The organism is Streptomyces sp. WG5, from assembly GCF_049974565.1.
GTDB lineage: Bacteria > Actinomycetota > Actinomycetes > Streptomycetales > Streptomycetaceae > Streptomyces.
Window position 1 is genome coordinate 212,021 of the sequence record NZ_JBNGGC010000002.1, and the last position, 20,490, is coordinate 232,510.

Here is a 20,490-nt window from a genome sequence, read left to right on the forward strand (position 1 = left end):
CCGCGCCGCGGGCCCCGGCACCGCGGCCGGCGCGGGAGCGGGGCTGCCCCCGCTGACCCCGAGCGCTTCCCACTCCTCTGCGGCACGCCACTGCGGGACCGCACTCGGCTGACCGACAGCAGCCTCGGCGAAGCGCTGGCGACGCCGCCCGGGGCCTCTGAGGATCTCGTCTCCTGTCAGCCCGCTGCGGGGGCCGGGTCGCCGGCCCACCGGCGGAGGGCGGCCGTGGCGTCGGCTCGGGCGGTGGGCGGAAGGTCCGCGATGCCGACGTGGTGGTTCGCACCGAGCGCCCAGTGGACGCGGGAGTCGCGGGTGCCGGGGCCGACGCGGAAGTGCTCGGCGACGGCCGGGTCCTGGTCCCCGTTGACGAAGAGGAGGCGGCTGCCGTGCCGACGGACCCAGCGGTCGATGTCGGGCATCGCACGGCGGTCGAAGCGCATCGGGACATCCCGGGGAACGAAGTTGCGGGGCTCAACGGCGTCCGGGTGACGCAGGAGGCCGACCAGATGGGCGGTCTGGACGTCGAAGTACCCGAGCTGGGTCCCGAGTTGGTAGAAGTACGGGACGTGGTCCTCCACGACCGGGTCGGAGTAGGCGGAGAGCAGCGCGGTGGCGTCCAGCCAGCGGTAGAGTTCCTCGGTCGTCGCGTCCGGCGCGGGGACGTCGGGGCAGTGGGAGGCGCCCCGGTTCTGCCAGAACATCAACGGGGCGCGCAGCACGGCCGTTTCGAAGGCCTTGTCGGCGCTGCCGACGATGCGGAAGGTGCTGCCGGTGGACGCCGCCCATGCTTCGTAGCGGTCGACCATCTCCTCGCGGCGCAGGAGGGCCTGCCGCTGCACCGTCTTGAGGGCGTCGCGGCAGGAGGCGGAGCCGATGGTGTCGAGGAACCGCAGGTAGGCGGAGTCCTCGCGGTCGTCGACGTTGTTCGGCGCGGAGTACGCGACGGTGCCGTCCACGTCATCGGGGTGGAAACGGCGGTGGTAGACGGATGCCATGCCGCCCTTGCTGCCGCCCGTCGAGATCCAGGCACCGCGGTAGAGCCCGCGGAACAGCGACACCACACGGTGATGGTCGTCGGCGGCCTGGCGGACGGTCTGGTGGGACCAGTCGACGGCCGCCGGGCGCGAGGCGCCGAAGAATCGGTGCTCGACGCCTATCTGGTTGCCGTCGAGCAGCACGGTCGGCTCGGCCCGTCGCGGCGACAGCGGTACCTCGTACCCCGTGGTGAAGAGCACCGTGGGGCGGTCCGTCGACTTGTGGAGCAGGGTGAGACGCTGCTCGAAGGTGCCGGCCGACGGATCGGTGTGGTCGACGGGCTGGCGCAGGCCGAGGACGAAGAACCGGTATCCCGGTTCGGCCCCCGGCCGCTCCTCGACGACCCTGAGCCCCGGCAGCGCCCGCAGCGCGTCGAGTACGTCGCCCTGCCGCTGCCCGTCGCCCTCGACGGCCGCCGTCACGGCTGCCGCCTGAGCGGTCGTCGTTCCCGGCGCCGCGGGCACGACCGCGAGGGACAGCATCCCCATGACCGCCGCCTTCAGCAGGCGCTTTCTCCAGACACTCATCCTGGTCTCCCTCCCCGCCCCGGCCGCAGCGGGCTGTGCCCCGGCACGGCCGGCGTCCGTCCGTCTCCTGCCGACCGCTCCAGTACAGCCGCCGAAGAGTCGCGGCGGATCCCCCGCAGGCGGGGAGCGTCTCCCCCGCACGGGGGAGACGCCCGGCAACGCTCGGGAACCAGGGCCGGGTGCAGGAGACCGAGTACGTCGCGGAGAACGGGACCGTCGGGTCCGCCCGCGGCGACCGGGCCGGGCCGCCTCCGGCCAGAGGGCGGGCCGCGGCGCTCCGCGCCAGGGCCGGGGTGCCCGCCTTCCCGCAGGCGCCCTACGGCATCGTGCCCACCGGGGCCGTAGCCCGGAAGGTGCCCGCGTGGTCCGCGGCCCACTGGGCGAAGGTGCGGGCCGGGCGGCCCGTGACCTTCTCGGCGGTGTCGACGACCGTGCGGCCCACCTCCGGGGTGTCCCCGTACACCTCGAGCAGGAAGGTGACGGCATCCTCCGGGTGTCCCGCCGCCCTCCACCGCGCGACGGCCTGCTCCTCGGTGAGCTCGACCAGGGTGATCTCCTCACCGCGGGCGGCAGCGATCGCCGCCACCTCGTCGCCGGCGGTCAGCAGCTCCGGGCCGGTGATCACGTACTCCTGGCCCCCGTGTCCCTCCTCGGTCATCGCGGTCGTCCTCCGTCCGCAAGGCTCGGCCGTCGTACCTGCCGTCGTGCACCCTGGCACGCGAAGGCCCCGGCGGCCTGGAGGACCAGGTCACCGGGGCGGTACACGTGGGTGTCAGACTCCGGCCGTCTCCGGCTCGCGGGAGGGTCCCGCGGGTGCGGTGGTGTCGCCGAGCTCCTTGTGGAGCTTCTCGCCCTCGACGTCGACGTTCGGCAGCAGTCGGTCCAGCCACGTGGGCAGCCACCAGGCCTTGGTGCCGAGCAGGGCCAGCACGGCCGGCACGATGGCCATACGGACCACGAAGGCGTCGAAGAGGACCGCGATCGCGAGGCCGAAGCCCATCATCTTGATCATGCTGTCGTCCTCCAGGATGAAGCCGGAGAAGACGCTGACCATGATGATCGCGGCCGCCGCGACGACCCGGCCGCCGTGGGTGAATCCCGTGGTGACGGAGTCGGCGGCGGACGATCCGTGGACGTACGCCTCACGCATGCGCGTTACGAGGAAGACCTCGTAGTCCATGGCCAGGCCGAAGACCACGCCGATCATGAAGATGGGCATCATCGACATGATCGGACCCGGCTGCGCCACACCGAAGAGGTCGGCGAGCCAGCCCCACTGGAACACCGCGACCACCGCGCCGAGCGCCGCGGCCACCGAGAGCAGGAAGCCCAGGGCCGCCTTGAGCGGGACGAGGATCGAGCGGAAGACCAGCATCAGAAGCAGGAAGGCGAGGCCGACGACCAGGGCCAGGTACGGGATGAGCGCGTCGTCCAGGGTCTGCGAGAAGTCGATGGTCATCGCGGTCGCGCCGGTGACCAGCATGGTCGCGCCCGTCTCTGCCCTGATGTCACCGGACAGTGAACGGATGTCCTCCACCAGCGACTCGGTGGCCACCTCGCTCGGCCCCGTCTTGGGTACGACCGTGAGGACGGCGGTGTCGCCCGCCTCGTTGAAGTTCGCCGGGGTGACGGCGGCGGCCTCGCCGAGGCCCGTGATCTCCTTGCCGACGGTGTCGGCGGCGGCCTTCGCGTCGTCCGCGTCCCGGGTGTCGATGGTGACCATCAGCGGGCCGTTGAACCCGGCGCCGAAGGACTCGGACAGCATGTCGTACGCCTTGCGCTGCGTGGTGTCGGGTGCGGAGCTGCCCTCGTCGGGCAGGCCCAGCTCCATGCTCGCGGCCGGCACCGCGACGGCACCGAGGCCGAGCACCGCGGTCAGCAGCACGGTCACCGGACGCCGCAGCACGAACCGGGCCCAGCGGGTGCCGAGCTTCGGCTTGGCGGACGCGTCCGCCTGTCCGGCGGGCGCCTTGCGGTCCTTGCGGCTGAGCGCCTTCTTGCCGGCGAAACCGAGCAGCGCCGGCGTGAGGGTGAGCGCGATCAGCACGGCGATGCCGACCGTGCCCGCCGCGGCGAGGCCCATCTTGGTGAGGATCGGGATGTTGACCACCGCGAGGCCCGACAGGGCGACGATGACGGTGAGTCCCGCGAAGACGACCGCGGAGCCCGCGGTGCCGACCGCGCGCCCCGCGGCGTCCTCCGGGGTGCGGCCCTCGGCGATCTCCGCGCGGTAGCGGGAGACGATGAACAAGGCGTAGTCGATGGCGACCGCGAGGCCGATCATCATGGCGAGGGTGGAGGTCGTGGCGGAGAGCTCGAGCGTGCTGCCGAGCGCCCCGATGGCGAAGATGCCGATGCCGACACCGATGATCGCCGAGAGCAGGGGCATGCCGGCCGCGACGAGCGAGCCGAAGGTCAGCAGGAGCACGATCGCGGCGACGCCGATACCGATCAGCTCGGCGGTGCCGCCTATCTCCTGTTCGGCCACGACCGCGTCACCGCCGGTCTCGACGGTGAAGCCGTCGCTGCGCGCGTCGTCGGTGGCGGCGACGAGCGAGTCACGGGCCTGGTCGGTCAGCTCCATGGCGTTGACCTTGTACGTCACGGAGGCGTACGCGGTCGTGCCGTCCTCACTGACGGCGTCCGCCTCGAACGGGTCGGCCACCGAGGCGACCTGCGGGCCGTCGCCGAGGGCCGTCACCAGCTCCTCGACCTTGGCCTTGCCGGCCGGGTCGGAGATCTTCCCGCCGTCGGGGGCGCGGATCACGACGCGTGCGGTGGCGCCCTCGGCACTGGCTGCCGGGAAGCGCTCGTCGAGGAGGTCGAATGCCTTCTGGGACTCCGTGCCGGGCATGGAGAAGGAGTCTTCGGGAGGGGCGGGCGCCGTGGACGCGGCGACGCCTGCGCCCACGAGTATGGCCACCCAGAGCAGGGCGACGAGGCCGCGGCGCCGGAATGCGCGTCGGCCGAGTCGATAGAGGAACGTAGCCACTGGGACCAATCCTTCGGGTTACGGGCAGGACGAAGACCCGGCACATGGGGGAAGGCGGAGACACTGACCGGGGTGCACATCCATGCTCGCCCGGAGTCCGACGCATGTGATCCGACCCTGGGTCTGGACCGGCGTACTCCAGTGGGTGTAGTGCACCGCCGTGTTCCTCTCCCCCGGGTGTAGAGGACAGAGATGGATGTACGCCGCACTTCGTTGCCGCGGGCAGCCGACTCAGGTGAGCAGATCACCGGCGTCGCACCCCCGGACCGCAGCGGACCGTCCAAGGGGTGCGGCAACGGGGCGGGTTCTCCCGCGGATGCGGGCACCGGTGGGGTGGCCGGCCTGTCGCCCGTCGACGTCAGCCGTGCGGTCCCGATGTCACGGCGGGTGGGTGACACCGACAGGTACGGTGGTCCAAGGGCGCAGCGCGTGGTCCGTGCCCCGAAGCCACGGGGAGGAAAGGGCACACCGAGGATGAGCACACCCCGGACCGACCTGTTGCTCCGTCAGCTCGACATCGCCTGGGCCCTGTTCGAGCACCACGCCGACGGTCTGGACGACGCCCAGTGCCTGTGGGCGCCCAGCCGGTACCACTGGACCGTCCGGCCGGACGAGCGGGGGCGGTGGGTCGCCGACTTCCAGGTGCCGGAGCCCGAGCCGGTGCCGGCGCTCACCATCGGATGGGTCACCTGGCACATCGGCTACTGGTGGACTGCCACACTCCGCCACTGCTTCCAGGACCCGACGCCGTCGGAGCACGAGGAGGTCTTCTGGCCGGGCACCGCCGAAGGCGCCGTGGATTGGCTGCGTGGACTGCACCAGCAGTGGCGGGAGCGGCTGGACGGCCTCACCGACGCCGAACTCGACTCCACGGAGAGGACCGCCACCCTGCCCTGGGGCGCGGGCATGTCCCTGGCGGACGTGGCGGGCTGGGTCAACGTCGAACTGACCAAGAACGTCGCGGAGATCGGACTCCTGCGCATCCTGCACGGAGCCCGGAACGCGCGCCGCTGACGCCCGCCGCTGACGCCACCGGGTGCGGAGCCGGACCCGGCGCGGGTGGTGATCCGGGCGTCGGGCGGCGAGCGGGTGCGTTCGGTACGGTCACCGAGCGCGTGCGTTCGGTGCCGTCACCGAGCGTGTGAGTGCCGTGCGGTCACGGAGCGCGTGCGGTCACGGAGCGCGTGCGGCCGCAGTGACCGTGCGGTCGAGGGGGGGCGGGGCGGCCGGATGCGAACCGGCGTCCTCCGGGATGCTGTCGCGGCGCATTACCTCTGTGCCACGACCCCGCCCTGCCGACGATCGCACATGGCGCTTCCGCGCTCCGGCAGGGGTCACACCCGCTGGGTATCCGCGCCCGCCGGCTCGACGGCCATGGAGCCCGTCACGATGCGCGACCGGCTGTGCAGCCGCAGCGAGACGGCGACGAAGGCGATCGCGACCAGAGTCATCGCTCCGCCCGCCCAGGCGGTGGCGGCGTAGCCGAGACCCGCGTCGATCACTGTGCCGCCGAGCCAGGGGCCGCCGGTGTTGCCCAGGTTGAACGCGGCGGTCGCCGTCGCGCCCGCGAGGGTGGGCGCGGCGCCGGCGACGTTGAACATGCGCGCGTTGAGCGCCGGCGCGGTGTAGAAGGCGGAGACGCCGAGCAGCAGCGAAAGGGCGATCACGACGGCGGGGCTCGACGCGAACAGCGCCAGCGCGGCCAGCAGCACGGTCGAGGCGGTGATGCCGGAGAGCAGCACGCCGAACAGGTGCGCGTCGGCGACCCGGCCCCCGATCGTCGTGCCGATCAGCGCGCCGATGCCGAACAGCGCCAGCACCGTCGGCACCCAGCCGTCCTCCAGGCCGGCCACATCGGTGAGCAGGGGCGCGAGGTAGGAGAAGGCGCAGAACACGCCGCCGGCCGCGAGCGCGGTCATGACGATGGACAGCCAGACCTGACGGTCGCGGTAGATCGCCAGCTCGCCCTTGAGCCGGGGCCGCCGCTCGGGCACCGGGATACGCGGGATCAGGGTCACGACTCCCACGAGCGCGACGACGGACGCCGCGCCGACCGCCCAGAACGCGGACCGCCATCCGAGGTGCTCGCCGAGGAACGCGCCCACCGGGACGCCGAGGACGTTGGCGATCGACAGACCGCCGATCATCACGGCCATCGCACGGGCGCGTGAGGTCTTCGGCACCATCGCGATGGCGACGGCGGCGCCCACCGCCCAGAAGCCGGCGCACGCCAGGGCACTCACGACCCGCGAGACGAACAGCAGCTCGTACGTCGTCGCCAGCGCCCCCGCGAACTGGCCGAGGCCGAAGACCGAGATCAGCGCGACCAGCGTGATCTTCCGCGGCAGCCGCAGGGTCGCGACCGCGAGCAGGGGCGCGCCGACCACCATGCCGATCGCGAACGCGGATATCAGCCAACCTGCTTGGGGGATCGACACGGCCATGTCGTCGGCGATGGGCGGCAGCAGTCCGGAGAGCATGAACTCACTCGTGCCGAGCGCGAAGACGGAGAGGCCGAGGATGTAGACGGCGAGCGGCATGCGGGATGCTGCGGGCCGTACGGAAGATGCGGGCATGACAGGTGTCAACGATGCACCGCTTCCAGCCATTCCCCCACCCGGCGTCGTCTCACGATGCGGCAGGCCGGTGCCCGGACCGATTGTCCGCGGTGGGCGGCAAGATGCACTCATGACGACTTCTGCAGCAGTGATCGTGGACGCCGCCGAAGGCGAAGGCGAAGGCGACGACATGGCCGTGGCTGCGGGGGAGGGCGGTCCGCTGGCGGGAATGCGCGTCGTGGTCACCGGGGCGATGACCGGAAGCCTGGAGAAGCTTTCGCGCAACGAGAGGAACGAACTCGTCGAGCGGCCGGCGGGCGCTCCTCCTCCAGCGTCTCGAAGAAGACGACGCTCGTCGTCGCCGGCGAGGGGGCCGGTTCCAAGCAGGCCAAGGCCGAACAGCTCGGCATCCGCCTGGCCACCCCGGACGAGTTCGCCGCACTGGTCGCCGGCCTTCTCGACCGAGCCGAGCACGGGTGACGGGATCCGGCGCGCGAAATCCTATGGGATATTTCACCTTGCGACGTGGGCAACCCGAGCAGACGGCGAACGGTCGGTCGAGTCCCAGGTCTTGACGAGGCGATCGAACCTGCCACACCATCAGGGCGACAGGATCCTATTTGATTCCAGTGGGGAAGCGACCATGGCCGCGGCGCGCATCACCGAAGTCGACGTGATCGACATCCGTTTCCCCACCTCACGCGAGCTCGACGGCTCCGACGCGATGAACCCCGACCCCGACTACTCGGCCGCGTACGTGATCCTGCGGACCGACGCGGGTGACGGGCTGGAGGGCCACGCGTTCGCCTTCACCATCGGGCGCGGGAACGACGTGCAGGCCGTGGCGATCGCGGCGCTGCGCGATCACGTCGTGGGCCTGTCCGTCGAGGCGGTGTGCGCCGATCCCGGGTCGGTCTGCCGGGCCCTGGTCGGCGACAGCCAGCTGCGCTGGCTCGGCCCGGAGAAGGGCGTGATGCACATGGCGATCGGCGCCGTCGTCAACGCGGTGTGGGACCTGGCGGCCAAGCGCGCGGGGAAACCGGTGTGGAAGCTCCTTGCCGACGCCGAACCGGAATGGCTCGCGGACCAGGTGGACTTCCGTTACATCGAGGACGCCCTCACCCGCGAGGAGGCCGTGGCGCTGCTCCGGGAGGGCAAGAACGGCGCCACCGGGCGCGAGGCCCGGCTCCTGGCGTCCGGCTACCCGGCGTACACCACCTCTCCCGGCTGGCTCGGCTACTCCGACGAGAAGCTGGTCCGGCTCGCCGAACAGGCGCTCGCGGACGGCTTCACCCAGATCAAGCTGAAGGTCGGGGCCGATCTCAGCGACGACATCCGCAGGATGCGGGCGGCGCGCGCGGCCGTCGGCCCCGACGTCCGGATCGCCGTCGACGCCAATCAGCGCTGGAACGTCGCCGAGGCCGTGGAGTGGACCAACGCGCTGGCCGAATACGCCCCGTACTGGATCGAGGAGCCCACCAGCCCCGACGACGTCCTCGGGCACGCGACCGTGCGCAGGGGAGTCGCCCCGGTCAAGGTCGCCACCGGTGAGCACGTCCAGAACCGCATCGTCTTCAAGCAGCTGCTGCAGGCCGAGGCGATCGACGTCCTGCAGATCGACGCGGCCCGGGTGGGCGGCGTCAACGAGAACCTGGCGATCCTGCTGCTCGCCGCCAAGTACGGCGTCCCGGTCTGCCCGCACGCCGGCGGCGTCGGCCTGTGCGAGCTGGTACGCCACCTGTCGATGTTCGACTTCGTGGCGCTGACCGGTACGACCGAGGACCGCGTGATCGAGTACGTGGACCACCTGCACGAGCACTTCGAGGACCCCGTCACCCTCGCGAACGGGCACTACGTGGCGCCCACCGCGCCCGGCTTCTCCTCGCAGATGCGCGCCGCGTCGATCGCCGCCTACCGCTACCCGCACGGCACCTTCTGGGTCAACGACGCCGACGACCTCGCCGTACCGCAGGAGAGGACGAACCGATGAGCGAACTGTCCGGGCTCAAAGCCCTGGTGACCGGCGGCGCGTCCGGCATCGGCAGGGCCACCGCCGGTCTGCTGGCCGCCCGCGGCGCCGACGTCGCCGTGCTGGACCTCGATCCGTCGACCGTCGACAAGCCCCTGCGCGGGTACCTCGCGGACGTGTCGGACGACGCTTCCGTACGGTCCTCCGTCACCGCCGCCGCCGAGGACCTCGGGGGCATCGACATCCTGGTCAACAACGCCGGCATCGGAGCGGTGGGAACGGTCGAGGACCACGACGACGCCGAGTGGCACCGGGTCCTCGACGTGAACGTCCTCGGGATGGTCCGCACCACTCGCGCCGCCCTCCCCCACCTGCGTGCCTCCGCGCACGCCGCCGTCGTCAACACCTGCTCGATCGCGGCCACGGCCGGACTCCCGCAGCGCGCCCTGTACAGCACGAGCAAGGGCGCGGTCCTGTCCCTGACCCTGGCCATGGCGGCGGACCACGTCCGGGAGGGCATCCGCGTGAACTGCGTCAACCCGGGTACGGCGGACACCCCCTGGGTCGCACGCCTCCTCGACCGGGCGGCGGACCCGGTCGCCGAGCGGGCCGCGCTCGACGCCCGTCAGCCCATGGGCCGGCTGGTCACCGCCGAGGAGGTCGCCGCGGCCATCGTGTACCTGGCAAGCCCGGCCGCCGCTTCGGTGACGGGCACCGCGCTCGCGGTGGACGGCGGGATGCAGGGCCTGCGGCTGCGGCCGGAGGGACGGTGAAGCGGCCGGACGGCGGTGGTGCCGCCCCGTCGCTGCCGAGCCGCACCCTCGGTCGCGGCGATGTCTCCGTCACCGCCCTGGGGTTCGGCGCCGCGGCCGTCGCCGGTCTCTACGCGCACGTGGGCGAGGAGCAGGCGGCGGCTGCCGTGGACGCCGCCTGGGAGGCGGGCGTCCGCTACTTCGACACCGCCCCGCACTACGGCCTCGGCCTGTCGGAACGCAGACTGGGCGAGGCCCTCAGGAACAGGCCCCGCGACGAGTTCACCCTGTCCACCAAGGTGGGGCGCGTGCTCGTCCCGCACGACGGCGGCGGCGACGACCTGGCCCACGGCTTCGCCGTACCGGCCACCCACCGGCGGCAGTGGGACTTCAGTGCCGACGGTGTGCGCCGCTCGCTGGAGGACAGCCTCACCCGCCTCGGGCTCGACCGCGTCGACCTCGTCCTGCTGCACGATCCGGACGACCACGAGGAGCAGGCGTTCCGGGAGGCCTATCCGGCGCTGGAGGAACTGCGGTCGCAGGGGGTCGTACGGGCGATCGGCTCGGGAATGAACCAGACCCGCATGCTGACGCGCTTCCTGACGGACACGGACGTCGACGCCGTGCTGTGCGCGGGGCGCTACACCCTTCTCGAACAGGGCGCGCTGGACACCCTGCTGCCGGCCGCCGCGGCGGCCGGCAAGAGTGTGATCATCGGCGGTGTCTTCAACTCCGGGCTGCTGGCCGATCCGTCGCCGGGTGCCACCTACGACTACGCGGCGGCTCCCGCCGGCGTCCTGCGCCGGGCCGAGCGGATGCGCGACGTCGCCGAATCGCGCGGAGTGCCGTTGCGTGCGGCCGCGCTGCGCTTTCCCTTCGGGCATCCGGCGGTCGCCTCCGTCCTCCTCGGGGCGCGGTCGGCCGCCCAGGTCCGGGACGCGGCCGAGCAGTTCCACCGTCCCGTCCCCGACACCGTGTGGGAGGGCCTGCGGACGCGGGGTCTGCTGCCGGGTGCGGTACCGGTGCCGGTCCGGGGAGGAGCATGAGCGTCGTCGACGCCCACCATCACGTCTGGGACCTCGGAGTTCGCGACCAGGAGTGGATCACCGGTCCGGAACTCGCCCCGCTGCGGCGCTCGTTCCTCCTCGCGGAGTTCGAGGCCGAGATCCGCGAGACGGAAGTGGCGGCCTCGGTGCTCGTGCAGACGGTCACCGTGCCCGAGGAGACGCCGGAGCTGCTGGCGCTGGCCGCGGGCAGCGACGTGGTCGGAGCGGTCGTCGGATGGACCGACCTGACGTCGCCCGGGGTCGCCGACGAACTGGCGCGGCTGCGCTCACTGCCCGGCGGCGGGTTCCTGCGCGGCATCCGGCACCAGGTGCAGGCCGAGTCCGACCCGGACTGGCTGACGCGGCCCGAGGTGCTGCGCGGGCTGCGCGCGGTCGCGGCGGCCGGGCTCGTCCACGACCTCGTGGTCCTCCCGCACCAGCTGCCGTCGGCCACGAGGGCGGCAGCCGCCGTCCCCGGACTCACCTTCGTCCTCGACCATCTCGGCAAGCCGCCGATCGCGTCGGGCCGACGGGAACCGTGGGCCCGGCATGTGCGCGCGCTGGCCGCCCTGCCGAACACGGTATGCAAGCTTTCCGGCATGGTCACCGAGGCCGACCGGCGGTCGTGGACCGTCGGCGACCTCGGACCGTACGCCGACACGGTGCTCGACGCCTTCGGCCCACGGCGGCTCATGTTCGGCTCCGACTGGCCGGTGAGCACCCTCGCCGCCCGCTACCGCGACGTCCTCGACGCCACCGGGGAACTGACCGCCTCGCTCACCGCGCCCGAGCGGGACGAGGTGTGGTCGGGCACCGCCCGGCGCGTCTACCGGATGGCGGGATGACCGGCATCGGCGTTCACGGCGGGTGAGGTGCGGCGTCAGCCGGGTCCGAGCCGGCTGAGCCGGCGTTCCAGGCTGCGGGTGAGGTGGTCCGCCATCGCCTCGGCGGCACGTTCGGCGCTGCGGCGCAGGATCGCGCGCACCACGCGCTCGTGCTCCGCGAGGGTCGGGGCGCCTTCGCTCTGCAGACTGCTGAGGCGGAAGATGTGCAGGTGGGAGTGGAGCCGCTCGACCGCGTCCGCGAGCAGGGGCCGGCCGGCGGCCTCGGCGATCGCGTCGTGGAAACGCTGGTCCAGGGCGGCGAAGTCCCGGTAGGCCGCGTACGGTCCGGCGGGGCCGGGGTGGGCCTGCATGTCCTCCAGGATCGTCTCGACGGCGTCGAGCTGGGACTCGTCGGCGTGCCGGGCGGCCAGGGCGGCGGCTCGCGGCTCCAGGAGCAGCCGCATCTCGAACAGCTCCTCCACTCCCTGACGGGTCAGCAGTTCGGTCGCCCGGTACCCGGACAGGGAGCGCTTGACGACGAGACCGTCGGCCTCCAGCCGGGCCAGGGCCTCGCGCACGGGGGTCGGTGAGACGTTGAGCGTGCGGGCCAGGGCCTCGATGCCGACCCGTGCCCCGGGGGCGATCTGGTGGTCCATGACCATGGCCTTGACGTCCTCGTAGACGCTGTCGGACAGCACCTGGCGGACCGGCGCGGCGGACGGTCCCCGCGGCTCGGCCGCGTCGTCGGAGACGGACGGGTCGTGTGCCGGCATCCGGTCTCCTCAGTGCGCTGTGCGTTACGGCGAGCGCCAGTTTAACGAGGTGGGACCGCCGCTTCGAGGTCGGTGACGGTGCCCGGCACGGCGGTTCGTACGTGCCCGGTGGTGCGGTCGGCGGCCACTCCCACCAGGCCACCGCGAGCAGCCGGGAGACGTCCTCGTCGCTGCGGCGGGTGCGGACCATCGTCTCCTGGCTCATGCGGCTGGGCTTCCTGCTCTCTCCGCCGGCCGTGGGACTGGTCGCCGACGCGGCGAGTCTGCGGGTGGGGCTGCTGGTGGTGCCGGTCGCGGGGCTGCTCGTCCTCCTGTGCGCCGGCGTGCTGCAGCCCCGGCGGCACTGAGCGGCGTCCGCCGGGCAGGGCGTTTTCCGGTCGGCCCACCGCCGCTGAGTGTACGTTCGTACGCTCCAGGGCCTATGATCGTGCGCATGCCGACGGACTACTTCGCGCAGGACCCCCGCACGAACCTCGAACGCATGGAGGCGGGCGACCTCTACATCGCCGATGATCCCGAGATCGCCCGCAGACAGCAGCAGGCCGTGCGGCTGGCGGCCCGCTACCAGTCCGCGTACGCGCAGGACGCGGCGGCCGCGCGGCCGGTCCTCGCGGAGCTGCTCGGTTCCCTGGGCGCCGAGGCGCACGTGCGGCCACCGCTGTACGTCGACTACGGCAGCAACATCACGATCGGCGCGCGCACCTTCGTCAACTACAACCTGACCGCGCTGGACGTCGCGGCGATCACCATCGGCGAGGACTGCCAGATCGGGCCGGGCGTCCAGTTGCTCACCCCGACGCACCCCCTCGAGGCCGGGCCCCGGCGGGACAAGCTGGAGGCCGCCCGGCCCATCACCATCGGGGACAACGTCTGGCTGGGCGGTGGCGCCGTCGTCCTGCCCGGCGTGACCATCGGCGACAACGCCGTCATCGGCGCCGGTGCGGTCGTCACGAAGGACGTGCCCGCGAACGTCGTGGCCGTGGGCAACCCTGCCCGGCCGGTGCGGAAGGTGTGAGCCTGCTCCCATGGCCACCGGACACACGGATCCGAAGCGGCGTGAACGCATCATCGCCGCCACGCTCGACCTGATCGCCGAGGAGGGCATCGCGCGGGTCTCCCACCGGAAGATCGCCACGCGCGCCGGGGTCCCCCTGGGCTCGATGACCTACCACTTCAGTGGCATCGACCAACTGCTGCGGGAGGCGTTCGGCCACTTCACCGACCACATCGTCGCCGTGTTCGACGCCCGCCTCGGTGCCGCGGCCGACCGCGACGAGGCCCGGGAAGCCGTGGCCGACCTCGTGCACCTCCTGTCCGAGGGAAGCCAGCGGGACCTGGTGCTCACCCAGGAGCTCTACACCCTCGCCGCACGCCAGCCGGCCTACCGGGAACTCACCCACGAGTGGATGCGCCGCAGCCGCGTCCATCTGGAGAAGCACTTCGACCCGGACACGGCCCGCCAGCTCGACGCCCTCATCGAGGGCCTGACACTGCACCGCGCGCTGGCCCGTGAGCCCCACGGGCGGACGCTCACCCTGGAGGCCGTCGCCCGCGTCACCACCACGGACCGGCGCACCCCGTAGCCGCCCGTGCGGCTCAGGCCTGACCCCTGCGCCGCACGGGCATCCTCCGTCTCAGCAGACGCCGTCGCCCGGCTTGGGGTTGCCCAGGCCGAACAGGGGGCGCAGCTTGAGGCCCACCCACGTGCCGGCCAGTGCGAAGGCCCCCCACAGCCAGCCGCTGAGGCTGCCCGAGGCGATGCCCGCCAGATAGGCGCCGATGTTGCAGCCGCCGGCCAGGCGGGCGCCGATGCCCATCAGCACGCCGCCGAGCACCGCCGCGACCGCCGTGCGCCAGGGGATGCGCCGGTGCAGGGCCCAGGTGCCGCCGACCGACGCGGCGACCGCCGCGCCGATCATGATGCCGATGTCGGTGAGGCTGGTCTTGTCGGCGAGTACCGGGCCCGCCAGCATCTCGGCGTTGCCGGGCCGCTGCCACCACGTCCAGTTCTCCGGCTGGCCGCCGAGCGCGCCGACCAGCTCCGAGCCCCACAGACTGAAGGCGCTCGTGACGCCCCAGGCTCCGCCGGAGACCAGCAGGACGCCCGCGCCGAGCACGGCCAGCGCGAGGGCGCCCGCGGCCAGCGGCCAGGAGCCGCGGACGGCGCGGAGTGCCGCGCCGCGCGCCGAGGGCACGGCCCCGAGAGGCGGCGGGTTGCGGCGTGCCTGGACGCGCCGGGTGACCAGGACCACCAGCAGCAGGGCGACGATCGTCACCGCCCAGGAGCCGAACCAGCCGATGTGATCGGACAGCACGACGGGTTCCCAGGCCGGGAGGTCCTTCCACAGGTCGAACTGCCAGGCCGCGAGGGTGGCGCCCGCGACGAAGCCGCCGAGCGTCAGCACCACCGAGCCCTGCCCCGAGCCGACGGCGAAGAGGGTGCCCGAGGCGCAGGCGCCGCCGAGCTGCATGCCGATCGCGAAGAGCGCCGAGCCGGCGAAGAGACCGACTCCGATCGGCCCGGCGGACGGAGCCGGCTGGGAGCCGAAGAGTCCGGTGCCCGTACCGATGAGCAGCGCGAACAGGGTGGCCGTGGTGCCGAGCAGCAGGGCGTGCGCCCGCAGCCCGGCCCCGTTGCCGACGGCGACCAGCTGCCGCCAGGCGGAGGTGAAGCCGAACCGGGAGTGGAAGAGGGCGACGCCCAGGCCGAGGCCGAGCAGGAGCAGTACGCCCGGCTTGGCGCCGTGCGCGGACCACACGTACGCGGTCAGGGCCACGGCGAGCAGGCCGGACACCGCGAGCGGCGTCCGCCGTACCGGGGGCAGCGGCGGCGCCTCGGGCCGGGCGGAGGAGGTGGGGGACGGGGTGAACAGGGCCGCGGGCGCGCGCGGCGGCGCGGCCGGGGTCGACCCGGCTGGGGGTGCGGTGGTCACGGAAGATCTCCGGTGGGGTGCACGGGGACGGCGGGCGTGGCGCTGGCGGACCGGCGGCGCGGGGTTCACGCGGCCGGTGCGGGGCTCAGCGGCGACAGAGGCCGTCGTCGACGCACCACGCCGAGTTCGCGAAGAGCGCGAGGCACAGCAGCGGAGCCGATGCATACATGCGTGCGAATATACGGAGTGAGACGTTCCGGGCGCCACGCCGTCTCGCCATGTGGATGGCGGACTGGACAGGGAGACATGCCGGAGCGCCCGCAGTGGGGCTCTCCCTGCCGTGGGCCGGCGGCCGACCACCGCGCGGGCCTCAGCGCGGGAATCAGCGAGGGCCTCAGCGTGGAGGCCGTACATCGTCCGGCCGGGGCGGTGGGTGTCCAGCCGGTCACGGCGTCCGCTGACCACGGGCGGGGTGCGCTGATCCTGTGCACGGTGTGCGCCGACCGCGCCCACGTCCTGCGTGACGCCGTCGACCGGGTTCGGTGTACGTGGTGTCAGCCTCCGGGCCGAGGCCGCCGCGGCGGGCGATCACCTTGGTCCAGCGGATCGGGGATGCTGGGCAGCGTCCGTGTGCCCGGCCGGCCGGACAGCCGCGAAGGGCGATGCCGAGGCGGCCCGAGGCGGAGCCCGAGCGGCGGTGCGACCCAGGGAGCCCGCACGGCAGGAGCCCTGTGAGGCGTTCGGGTGCCGGACGCGCGCCGTGCGGTCTCCGCGACGGCGCGCGCTCGGTCATCGACTCGGCCCGGCGGGCCCCTGCCGCCGCCCCGTTTCCCGGACGCGCCGGTCTCGCGGGGCTCCGGGACGCGTGCGGCTCGGCCGGACGTCGGCCGACGTGGTTACAGGGTCCGCTCCAGACGATCCGCCATCAGCTTCACGAACCGGGCGGGATCCTGCGGCCGGCCGCCCTCGGCGAGTACCGCCAGGGTGTGGAGAAGTTCGGCGGTCTCGGTGAGCTCCGTCCGGTCCTCCTGCTGGGTGTAGGCCCGGTTCAGGGACTTCACCAGCTGGTGCTCCGGGTTGAGTTCGAGGATCCGCTTGGCGTGGGGGACCTCCTGGCCCATGGCCCGGTACATGTTCTCCAGCGCGGGCGTGAGCTCGTGCGCGTCGGAGACGACACAGGCCGGCGAGACCGTGAGGCGGGAGGAGAGGCGGACCTCCTTGACGTCCTCGCCCAGGTGCTCCGTCATCCAGCCGAGCAGGCCGGCGTACTCCTCGCCCTGCTTGTCCTTCTCGGCGTCGGTCTTCTCGTCCTCGGTACCGGCGAGGTCGATCTCGCCCTTGGCCACCGAGCGCAGCGGCTTGCCGTCGTACTCCCCCACCGCGTCGGCCCACACCTCGTCCACGGCGTCGGTGAGCAGCAGGACCTCGACGCCCTTGGCCCGGAACGCCTCCATGTGCGGGGAGTTCTCGATGGCCTGCCGGGACTCGCCCGTCATGAAGTAGACGGCGTCCTGGCCGTCCTTCATCCGCTCCACGTAGGCCTTCAGCGTGGTCGGCTCGTCGGCGTCGTGCGTGCTCGCGAACGAGGAGGCGGCGAGGATCGCGTCCCGGTTGTCGGAGTCGGTGACCAGTCCTTCCTTCAGGACGGCGCCGAACTCCCGCCAGAAGGTGGCGTAGCGGTCCGGCGCGGATCCCATCAGGTCCTTGACCGTGGCCAGGACCTTCTTGGTCAGGCGGCGCTGGATCATGCGGATGTGGCGGTCCTGCTGGAGGATCTCACGGGAGACGTTCAGCGAGAGGTCCTGCGCGTCGACGACGCCCTTGACGAAACGGAGATAGGGCGGGAGCAGTTCCTCGCAGTCGTCCATGATGAAGACGCGCTTCACATACAGCTGTACGCCGCGCTGGTAGCCCTGGGTGAACAGGTCGTGCGGGGCGTGCGAGGGCACGAAGAGCAGGGCCTGGTACTCGAAGGTGCCCTCCGCCTGCAGCCGGATCGTCTCCAGCGGTTCGCGCCAGTCGTGGGAGATGTGCTTGTACAGCTCGTGGTACTCGTCTTCGGACACCTCGTCGCGCGGGCGTGCCCACAGGGCCTTCATCGAGTTGAGCGTCTCGGCCTCGCGGGCCTCGGCGTCGTCGTCGCCCCGCTCCGGCAGGAGGCGGATCGGCCAGGTGATGAAGTCCGAGTAGCGCTTGACGATCTCCTTGATCTTCCAGGCGGAGGTGTAGTCGTGGAGCTGGTTCTCGGAGTCCACCGGCTTGAGGTGGAGGGTGACGGAGGTCCCCTGCGGCGCCTCGTCGACCGTCTCCAGGGTGTACGTGCCCTCTCCGCGCGACGTCCAGCGGGTGCCCTGGGTCTCGCCGGCGCGCCGGGTCACCAGGGTGACCTCGTCCGCCACCATGAAGCCGGAGTAGAAGCCGACGCCGAACTGGCCGATGAGCCCGTCGGCCCCCGCGGCGTCCTTGGCCTCGCGCAGCTCCTGCAGGAACTTGGCCGTGCCCGAGTTGGCGATGGTGCCGATGAGGTGCGTGACCTCGTCGTACGACATTCCGATGCCGTTGTCCCGCACGGTGAGGGTGCGGGCCTCCTTGTCGGCCTCGAGCTCGATGTGCAGGTCGGTCACGTCGACGTCGGGAGCGTCGTCCCGCAGGGCGGCGAGGCGCAGCTTGTCCAGCGCGTCGGAGGCGTTGGAGACGAGCTCGCGAAGAAAGACGTCCTTGTTCGAGTAGACGGAGTGAATCATCAGCTGCAGGAGCTGACGTGCCTCGACCTGGAACTCAAACGTTTCGGTCGGCATGGCTGGTGAGTACCTCACAGGTCCGCGGTTGTCTGAACTGGTGGAAGTCACTTTAGAACAGCACGCGTTCCCGTACGCGCCGCTCAGGCGTCCTCCAGTCAGTCCCCCAGTACCTCGGGCGGGTTGAGCCGCTGCGCCCGCTCGTCGTTGCCCGTGCCGGGCGGCACGGCTTCGACGTGGACGACGACCGAGCGGCGGTCTCAGCCCGTGCCGAGGAGTCCCTCCGCGTCCAGTCGGGCCATGGCCGTCTCCGTCGCCCGCGGCCTCAGGCCGGACGCGGCCTCCCCCTCGCCGCCGGGCAGGCGAGGAGATCTCCCCGGGCCGCGAACAGGGGCCGCACCGGCTCCGGGTGCCGTTCGCTCGGTCAGCGGCCGGGCCTGCGGAGCATGCACCAGGTCGGGGGACCGTCATCCGGCAGGCTCACCTCGGCCGTCACCTCGAAGCCGAGGCGTTCGTAGAACCGTACGTTGCCCGCGTCCGAGGTCTCCAGGAAGGCCGGGTACCCCGCACGCTCGGCCGCCTCGAGGCCGGGCCGGAGAACCGCGGTGCCCAGACCGGTGCCCTGGGCGCCCGGGTCCACCCCCACGGTGGCGAGGAACCACACCGGGTCGTTCGGGCGGTACGGATCCAGCGCGCGCTCGGCGGACTCCAGGGCCGCCGCCCGGTCTCCCGCGAGCTCGGCGACCAGGGTCCCGACCTCGGCGAAGGCGGGCCCCGGGTCCCGCTCCGGCGTCGTCCAGGCGGCGACGGCACGGCCGTCGTCGGTGACCCAGGCACGGCCGTACGCCATCGCGACCCGCGCCAGGAACAGCTCCTGGAAGCGGCGCACCCGGTCCTGGTGGTCGTCGGCCGCGACCACGTGCCTGGTGAAGGGGTAGTCCGCGAAGGCGCGGGCCAGCGTCCGTACGGCTGCGGGCAGGTCCTCCTGCGTCGCGGGGCGTACCTGGGGCATGGAGTCGGGCAAGGCGTTCCTCCAGGAGCGGTCCGGGGGCGGGAGCACCCCGTGCCGGTGGCGATCATGCTTGGTCGGCACATCCTCACCCCATGTCCCGTCGGCGGGCAACGCCTTTCCGTACCGGTCGGGGAGGTGGACGTCCAGGGAACCGGGCACCGCCGCCCGGCTGTTCCGGACCTCGGACGCGGCCGGTACGTCCCGCCGCGCCGGAGGCGGACCGGACGGCGGACACGGCTGAAGCCGCCGTCGGAGCTGCCCGAAGCAACCGGCCAGGAGCCCTGTGGCTGCGCCGGTCCGGAGCAAGGCGATGAAAACCGACGCATGTATCGATTCCCGATCGGAACCGATCGAGAATCGATCGACTCTCGGCACCCCACTGCAAGAAGTCCTGTCAACAACGTTGACTGCAAGTCAGGGTGTGTGCAGATTACTTAAAAGTAGAACCGGTCGGTAACCAGCGGCCGCACGCCCGCACGACTCCCGCGCCCACATCTCGAGAAGAGAGAGCAGATGCCGAAGCATGCTCTGCGCCGTGTCATGACCGCGACAATTGCCGCGGTCGGCACGCTGGCCCTCGGTCTCACCGACGCCACCGCGCACGCCACGCCCTCCTTGGACTACGTCGCCCTCGGCGACAGTTACAGTGCCGGCTCGGGCGTCCTGCCCGTCGATCCCACCCATCTGCTCTGCCTGCGCTCCACGGCGAACTATCCCCACGTCATCGCGGCCACCACGGGCGCCCGCCTGAAGGACGTCACCTGCGGCGCCGCCCAGACCGCTCATTTCACGCGGGCCCAGTACCCGGGCGTCGCTCCCCAGGTGAACGCGCTCAGCGCCGACACGGACCTGGTCACACTGACCATCGGCGGCAACGACAACAACACGTTCATCAACGCCATCACGGCCTGCGGCTCCGCGGGCGTCCTCAGCGGCGGGAAGGGCAGCCCCTGCAAGGACAGACACGGCACGTCCTTCGCCGACCAGATCGAGGCCAACACCTATCCGGCCCTCAAGAACGCGCTGCGCAGCGTCCGCGCCAAGGCTCCCGAGGCCCGTGTGGCAGCCCTGGGTTACCCGTGGATCACGCCGGCCGCCGCCGACCCGTCCTGCTTCGCGAAGCTGCCGATCGCCGCCGGTGACGTGCCCTACCTGCGGGGCATCCAGGCGCACCTGAACGCCGTCGTCGAGCGCGCTGCGGAGGAGACCGGGGCCACCTATGTGGACTTCTCACAGGCGTCCGAGGGCCACGACGCCTGCCAGGCCGTCGGCACCCGGTGGATCGAACCACTCCTGTTCGGTCGCAGCCTCGTCCCCGTCCACCCCAACGCCCTCGGCGAGCGGCGCATGGCCGAGCACACCATGAAGGTCCTCGGCCTGAGCTGACCCGC

General features: G+C 72.2%; 15 protein-coding genes, 1 tRNA gene and 3 pseudogenes. 10 read left to right on the plus strand and 9 right to left on the minus strand.

What is annotated here, in order from left to right:
• Positions 1-176: 176 nt before the first annotated feature.
• The 3 genes and pseudogenes from ACP4IX_RS02875 to ACP4IX_RS02885 all read right to left on the minus strand — a co-directional run bounded on the left by ACP4IX_RS02875 (position 177) and on the right by ACP4IX_RS02885 (position 4,554).
• Positions 177-1,562 (minus strand): S28 family serine protease, encoded by a 1,386-nt coding sequence (locus ACP4IX_RS02875; protein ID WP_426554673.1) that lies wholly within the window; start codon positions 1,560-1,562, stop codon positions 177-179.
• 316 nt (positions 1,563-1,878) lie between these two features.
• Positions 1,879-2,223, minus strand: a pseudogene (locus ACP4IX_RS02880) (hydroxylase); the annotation flags it as partial.
• Between the two features lie 111 nt (positions 2,224-2,334).
• The gene (locus tag ACP4IX_RS02885; RefSeq protein ID WP_426520211.1) at positions 2,335-4,554 is read right to left on the minus strand and encodes an MMPL family transporter; all 2,220 of its coding nucleotides are present in this window, start codon (positions 4,552-4,554) and stop codon (positions 2,335-2,337) included.
• A 474-nt stretch (positions 4,555-5,028) separates the two neighbouring features.
• Here ACP4IX_RS02885 and ACP4IX_RS02890 point away from each other — a divergent pair, with 474 nt between their 5' ends.
• Positions 5,029-5,568: a DinB family protein gene (locus tag ACP4IX_RS02890; RefSeq protein ID WP_426554674.1), complete on the plus strand. Its 540-nt coding sequence runs from the start codon at positions 5,029-5,031 to the stop codon at positions 5,566-5,568.
• Between the two features lie 202 nt (positions 5,569-5,770).
• Here ACP4IX_RS02890 and ACP4IX_RS02895 read toward each other — a convergent pair.
• Both ACP4IX_RS02895 and ACP4IX_RS02900 read right to left on the minus strand, forming a co-directional pair.
• Positions 5,771-5,845: transfer RNA gene (locus ACP4IX_RS02895), tRNA-Ala, on the minus strand.
• A 43-nt stretch (positions 5,846-5,888) separates the two neighbouring features.
• On the minus strand, positions 5,889-7,094 hold the full coding sequence (locus tag ACP4IX_RS02900; RefSeq protein ID WP_426520334.1) for a Cmx/CmrA family chloramphenicol efflux MFS transporter: 1,206 nt from the start codon (positions 7,092-7,094) through the stop codon (positions 5,889-5,891).
• A gap of 211 nt (positions 7,095-7,305) precedes the next feature.
• Here ACP4IX_RS02900 and ACP4IX_RS02905 point away from each other — a divergent pair.
• From ACP4IX_RS02905 to ACP4IX_RS02925, 5 genes and pseudogenes are all read left to right on the plus strand, one after another.
• Positions 7,306-7,592, plus strand: a pseudogene (locus tag ACP4IX_RS02905) (BRCT domain-containing protein); the annotation flags it as partial.
• A 163-nt stretch (positions 7,593-7,755) separates the two neighbouring features.
• Positions 7,756-9,102: an enolase C-terminal domain-like protein gene (locus tag ACP4IX_RS02910; RefSeq protein ID WP_426520207.1), complete on the plus strand. Its 1,347-nt coding sequence runs from the start codon at positions 7,756-7,758 to the stop codon at positions 9,100-9,102.
• Positions 9,099-9,854 (plus strand): SDR family NAD(P)-dependent oxidoreductase, encoded by a 756-nt coding sequence (locus tag ACP4IX_RS02915; RefSeq protein ID WP_426520205.1) that lies wholly within the window; start codon positions 9,099-9,101, stop codon positions 9,852-9,854. Before ACP4IX_RS02910 ends, ACP4IX_RS02915 begins: the two co-directional genes overlap by 4 nt.
• A 32-nt stretch (positions 9,855-9,886) precedes the next feature.
• The gene (locus ACP4IX_RS02920) at positions 9,887-10,879 is read left to right on the plus strand and encodes an aldo/keto reductase (protein WP_426554761.1); all 993 of its coding nucleotides are present in this window, start codon (positions 9,887-9,889) and stop codon (positions 10,877-10,879) included.
• Positions 10,876-11,724, plus strand: coding sequence for an amidohydrolase family protein (locus ACP4IX_RS02925; protein WP_426520203.1), 849 nt, complete (start codon positions 10,876-10,878; stop codon positions 11,722-11,724). The genes ACP4IX_RS02920 and ACP4IX_RS02925 overlap by 4 nt, the downstream gene beginning before the upstream one ends.
• 35 nt (positions 11,725-11,759) lie before the next feature.
• Here ACP4IX_RS02925 and ACP4IX_RS02930 read toward each other — a convergent pair whose 3' ends face one another.
• The gene (locus ACP4IX_RS02930) at positions 11,760-12,476 is read right to left on the minus strand and encodes a GntR family transcriptional regulator (RefSeq protein ID WP_426554675.1); all 717 of its coding nucleotides are present in this window, start codon (positions 12,474-12,476) and stop codon (positions 11,760-11,762) included.
• Between the two features lie 188 nt (positions 12,477-12,664).
• Between ACP4IX_RS02930 and ACP4IX_RS02935 the strand changes: the two are divergent.
• The 3 genes and pseudogenes from ACP4IX_RS02935 to ACP4IX_RS02945 form a co-directional block, all read left to right on the plus strand.
• Positions 12,665-12,823 (plus strand): annotated as a pseudogene (locus ACP4IX_RS02935) (MFS transporter); the annotation flags it as partial.
• 86 nt (positions 12,824-12,909) lie between these two features.
• Positions 12,910-13,491, plus strand: coding sequence for a sugar O-acetyltransferase (locus ACP4IX_RS02940; protein WP_426520199.1), 582 nt, complete (start codon positions 12,910-12,912; stop codon positions 13,489-13,491).
• A gap of 10 nt (positions 13,492-13,501) precedes the next feature.
• Positions 13,502-14,059, plus strand: coding sequence for a TetR/AcrR family transcriptional regulator (locus tag ACP4IX_RS02945; RefSeq protein ID WP_426520197.1), 558 nt, complete (start codon positions 13,502-13,504; stop codon positions 14,057-14,059).
• Positions 14,060-14,110: 51 nt separating this feature from the next.
• Here the strand turns inward: ACP4IX_RS02945 and ACP4IX_RS02950 are convergent, their stop codons facing one another.
• From ACP4IX_RS02950 to ACP4IX_RS02960, 3 genes are all read right to left on the minus strand, one after another.
• Positions 14,111-15,409 carry a YeeE/YedE family protein gene (locus ACP4IX_RS02950; RefSeq protein WP_426520195.1) on the minus strand — a complete coding sequence of 433 codons (1,299 nt, stop codon included), beginning with the start codon at positions 15,407-15,409 and terminating at the stop codon, positions 14,111-14,113.
• Positions 15,410-16,245: 836 nt separating this feature from the next.
• The gene (gene htpG / locus ACP4IX_RS02955) at positions 16,246-18,147 is read right to left on the minus strand and encodes a molecular chaperone HtpG (RefSeq protein WP_426554676.1); all 1,902 of its coding nucleotides are present in this window, start codon (positions 18,145-18,147) and stop codon (positions 16,246-16,248) included.
• A 364-nt stretch (positions 18,148-18,511) separates the two neighbouring features.
• Positions 18,512-19,099, minus strand: coding sequence for a GNAT family N-acetyltransferase (locus ACP4IX_RS02960; RefSeq protein ID WP_426520330.1), 588 nt, complete (start codon positions 19,097-19,099; stop codon positions 18,512-18,514).
• A gap of 513 nt (positions 19,100-19,612) precedes the next feature.
• Between ACP4IX_RS02960 and ACP4IX_RS02965 the strand changes: the two genes are divergently transcribed.
• Positions 19,613-20,485, plus strand: a complete 873-nt coding sequence (locus ACP4IX_RS02965) for an SGNH/GDSL hydrolase family protein (RefSeq protein WP_426520189.1) — start codon at positions 19,613-19,615, stop codon at positions 20,483-20,485.
• The last annotated feature ends 5 nt before the right edge of the window (positions 20,486-20,490 follow it).